Genomic DNA, 4,142 nt, shown 5'->3' with positions numbered 1-4,142 from the left:
CAATTCTTTTGGCTATCGCTTCATTGTAAGGAGACCTGCAAAGCTGGTTAACTTGAACATAAATATTTTCTTTAGTTTTACTCAAATCGGCGTGCCGATATGAATATTCTTTTCCTTCTTCTCGGTCTATATGATGACCGAGAGAACCCCCCGAACTTTTACCATTTTTTGATAATGTAATACTGCTTGTCCCATAAATTTTTCTTTTTCTTTCAGCATTAATTTTGCCTCGCAGAGCACACTGTTTTTTTTACTTGGAGCAAAGCGGAAAGAAAAAAAACGTAGTGTGCTACACTTTATTATAAAAATGCACAAAAAAAAGGAATTAATTAAATTCCTATTGCTGGTTTCAAATCGTTATTTTCTTCAATTCTCAACATGCGAACATCTCTAACGCAAGTAGAAAACCAAGGATATAGATTAGCTAATTTTTGAATCGTCAAAACACACTTAACAGCATCAATTGTCTCCTTTCCAAAATAGACACTCCCCTGCATCGAGTCGAACTCGTTTGCTTCCATAAATTTACGAATATCTCCATAGGCATTTGGAACATTATTACCGTGATAATGTTCGTTCAAACAATTCGTATCTATGTCAAAAGTAATTGCGTACATCGGGAAAGGGCTTTGCGAGGTGCGGGCTACTGAAAACTGAAAGTCGGGAGGAGAACCAATCTCTAGCAAAACTTTTTCCATTTTTTAAAATTACGAAAAAACTAAAAAATGGAAAAGTTTTTGCGGGTATTTTCTATAAATTTTCTGAGATTTCCTTTAACCCCGCATCTTGCAAAACCCATGTTATCTGCAGGCATTTTTTAGTGTGTTGAAGATTTAGAGAAAAAGTTCATAACAAAAACACCTGCAACAATCAAAATAATTCCAATAATTGCTGGTAAATCCAAAGATTGTTTAAAGATAATTACTGAAATCAATGCAGTTAAGACAATTCCTAAACCTCCCCAAATCGCATAAGCAATTCCTAAAGGTATTGATTTTAATGCTTGAGAAAGGAAGAAAAAGCAAGCAATATATGCTATTATTGTTATTGTCGTGGGTAAAAGTTTTGAAAATCCGTCAGATGCTTTCATAAAACTTGAACCTAAAACTTCAAGAACAATCGATAATGCTAAATATAAATATTTCATTGTTTGTTATTACTTTTTGTTAAGATAAAATTACTATAATTTAAATTCTTAGATAGTTTTTTTGTGAAATTCCTTCTATGAAATGGGTTTGGATATGCTTGCAGATAACTATTTAATTTTTGCAAAGTTATACAATTTCTATGCTTTTTTTCAAAAAGCCAATTTTAATGCTGAAAGAAAAAGAAAAATTTATCAGTGTAGATTAGTTTTTATACTTTGAGAAATTGAAGATAATAAAGAAATCAATCTTGCATTTTCTAATTTGTTTTCAAATAAAATTTGTGTTATTTCTGCAAAATCTTCAAGTGTTCCAAAATTAGTAGTTATTAAAATTCTTTTTCCATCTTTTTCAATTAATTTTATTGAAACTTCTGCTATTTCTTTTTTCATAATTATATATTTTAAAATCCGAAAGATAATTGTTTTAGTTGTTGAGGAGCATTAGAAGAAAGATTTCTCGAACCATCAATATTATAGTCTATTATCAATCTTAATTGTTTAATATCATTCCAACTTCCTCTTGCAAATAAATTAGGGTCCACTAAATAGCAACCTCTTTTATTTGGAATTGGAAGTAAAATATTTGCTTTCCTTAAATTATCAATTTGTTTATTTAAAGTATTCATGGGCATTTTTAATTCTTCACAAAACATTTCTTTGAGAGGCTTGAATGCAAAAAATAAATTATTATACCCCATAGACCTAATTATTAATGTCATTAATGAGCTAGCTGAAGGAGGTAAATTATTTAATCTTGCAATGTCTTGAAGGTAAAGTTTTACATAATCTGGTTCTTTTTCAACAAAACCTTTTTGATTATGCTCTGTCTGAATAATTTCTCCTGTTTGATGGTCAATAATAGTTTTAGTTTCGGTTTGATAAATTTTTTTATTTTCCATTGTATTTATTTATACAACAAAAGTAAAAAAAAACATTTTAGTTATTGTACATATTCGTACATTAATTTTTAAAAAAAACTGGTTTTATTTTGATTTTTATGGTCTTTTTTTGTCGTTATTGTACGCCACGTACAATAACATTGTCTTCCACGTACAATAACATTGTCCCCTACGTACAATAAGATTTTATATAACTCATTGATTACCAAATGTATTACATTATTTCTCTTTTCTTTTATTTTACAGCCCTATTTTTAGACATTAGGAAAAAAATAGGGGAAACATACAATTGCTAACTTTAGTTTTAAGATTACCACCCTCTTTTTGGCCCTCTATTTTGTTCTTGGATTAGTCCTTTTTCTTTCATCAAAACTTCGTTAAAATCTTTACTCCCTCCTCTGCCTTCAAAAATGCCGTAATGTTCTCGTAAATCTGTGGCGTTTGGAAAGAACTGTTGAAGGTCTTGCGTTGCTTTTTCTCCAGCCTGGTCTGCATCCAGGCATAAATACATTTTTCCTTTGAAGTCCTGCAGATGTTCTACGAGCTTTGGAACGTTAGAAGTAGAATTAAGGCAAATAATACGGTTAGGTTCTTCGGTTCTGCCTTCGTCTATTCCTTTCTGAATGAAGGCAAGAACATCCGACATCCCCTCAAAAACCACAACTTTGTCTGAATTGGGATTTCCAAATTCCGAAATATCTGAAGTCCCTAATTTTGTTTTTCCGTCAGTACTTCTAACATCCCATCCGCCCGAATTGTTTTTAATACCAACTCCAAAAAAATGAAAGTCTTTACCTTCCGCTCTCACTTGATAATGGACTTGTTTAAGATGTTTTTTTACCGTTTCGGGTTCTATTCCACGTTTGAGATAATATCCTAAAATTTTGGGGTTATTTGGGCGCATAATGGCAGTAAGGTTATAGCTGTTATCCTTCATCTGCATACGTTCTTCAACGATGCCTGTGCTGATATGGTTGTAATTGGTACCTGAAAATTTCTGTAAAAAATCCAAAGCTTCTTTCCATTTAATTCCTTCCATTTCCATCACCGCTTTGATGATTTGACCGCCTGAACCTGCTTTAAAATCATAAAATCCTTTATCGCTTACAGAAAAAGTTTGGGTTGATGTTTTGAAATAAAATTCCTTTCCGGACTTTTTTTCAAAATCAACGATACCTCGTTCCATCAGATTGAAAAAGTAATCTTTCACAGAAACACTTTCAACGATATGCTGAATTTGTGCTTGGGAAAGGAAATTTGATTTTGGTAATTGATGTTGCTCTCGAAGTGTAGATGAAAGTTTCTTCTCAAGGTTCGAAATTTCGCTTTTAAGACCTTCAATTTGTTTTTTGGTAGTTTCGTCTTGATTTAGAATTAAGTTCTCTAATTTGGCAAATAAAGCCGTTTTTTTAGCTTTAAATGAAAAGACATCCGATTGCTTCAAATTTTCTAAATCGTTCAAAATTTCTTTGTTATCGTCCAATTTGTAGCGTTCTCGTTGGCGGTATTCTTCGGTAGTATGATGTTTTCTTTCCGATTTTACCCCTCTTTCAAGTCCAAATTCTGCCATTGCTTCAGCATACTTGGTTTGGACTTCTTCCAACTGTTTTCCTGTCTTCATCCAATCTCCTGCAGAGAGTCTTCCATCGGGAGTAATAGGAACAAAAACGCAATGAATATGCGGTGTTTTTTCGTCCAAATGGACGGCAAAACGAACAATATTTTCTTTCCCATATTCTTTGATACAGAATTCTAAATTTTTATCAATCCATTCTTGAAGCCGCTTTTTATTATTTGCGATTTCTGTCATTTCTTCGTGGCTTCCCGAAAGAATAACATTGATGGAATGAACGGCATCCTTTCGAATTGCTTTAAGTTCTCCAGCTTTGTTTTTATGATTGTAGCCTTGTTCAATTCTTTTGGCTATCGCTTCATTGTAAGGAGACCTGCAAAGCTGGTTAACTTGAACATAAATATTTTCTTTAGTTTTACTCAAATCGGCGTGCCGATATGAATATTCTTTTCCTTCTTCTCGGTCTATATGATGACCGAGAGAACCCCCCGAACTTTTACCATTTTTTTGATAATGTAATACT

General features: G+C 32.4%; 5 protein-coding genes. All 5 read right to left on the bottom strand.

The features are described 5' to 3' along the window. Nucleotides 1-329: 329 nt before the first annotated feature. The gene (locus IW16_RS25455; RefSeq protein ID WP_228377002.1) at nt 330-698 is read right to left on the bottom strand and encodes a virulence factor; all 369 of its coding nucleotides are present in this window, start codon (nt 696-698) and stop codon (nt 330-332) included. 119 nt (nt 699-817) lie between these two features. Beyond that, nucleotides 818-1,147 (bottom strand): DMT family transporter, encoded by a 330-nt coding sequence (locus IW16_RS25450; RefSeq protein WP_034751722.1) that lies wholly within the window; start codon nt 1,145-1,147, stop codon nt 818-820. 192 nt (nt 1,148-1,339) lie between these two features. Further along, on the bottom strand, nt 1,340-1,537 hold the full coding sequence (locus tag IW16_RS25445) for a hypothetical protein (RefSeq protein ID WP_034751719.1): 198 nt from the start codon (nt 1,535-1,537) through the stop codon (nt 1,340-1,342). A gap of 11 nt (nt 1,538-1,548) precedes the next feature. Continuing rightward, nucleotides 1,549-2,046: a replication/maintenance protein RepL gene (locus IW16_RS25440; protein ID WP_034751716.1), complete on the bottom strand. Its 498-nt coding sequence runs from the start codon at nt 2,044-2,046 to the stop codon at nt 1,549-1,551. 310 nt (nt 2,047-2,356) lie between these two features. Beyond that, nucleotides 2,357-4,142 (bottom strand): MobV family relaxase (mobV, locus tag IW16_RS25435; RefSeq protein WP_034751714.1); only part of this gene is annotated, 1,786 nt, incomplete at its 5' end.

This window comes from Chryseobacterium vrystaatense, assembly GCF_000737765.1.
In the GTDB taxonomy this organism is placed as follows: Bacteria; Bacteroidota; Bacteroidia; order Flavobacteriales; family Weeksellaceae; genus Chryseobacterium; species Chryseobacterium vrystaatense.
The sequence above is the reverse complement of the archived record's forward strand: the minus strand, read 5'-3'. Positions and strand labels throughout refer to the sequence as shown.

What these genes read in the sequence shown, in the direction of transcription:
- IW16_RS25455 (WP_228377002.1), bottom strand. Translation starts at nt 698, where the DNA reads ATGGAAAAAGTTTTGCTAGAGATTGGTTCTCCTCCCGACTTTCAGTTT.
- IW16_RS25450 (WP_034751722.1), bottom strand. Translation starts at nt 1,147, where the DNA reads ATGAAATATTTATATTTAGCATTATCGATTGTTCTTGAAGTTTTAGGT.
- IW16_RS25445 (WP_034751719.1), bottom strand. Translation starts at nt 1,537, where the DNA reads ATGAAAAAAGAAATAGCAGAAGTTTCAATAAAATTAATTGAAAAAGAT.
- IW16_RS25440 (WP_034751716.1), bottom strand. Translation starts at nt 2,046, where the DNA reads ATGGAAAATAAAAAAATTTATCAAACCGAAACTAAAACTATTATTGAC.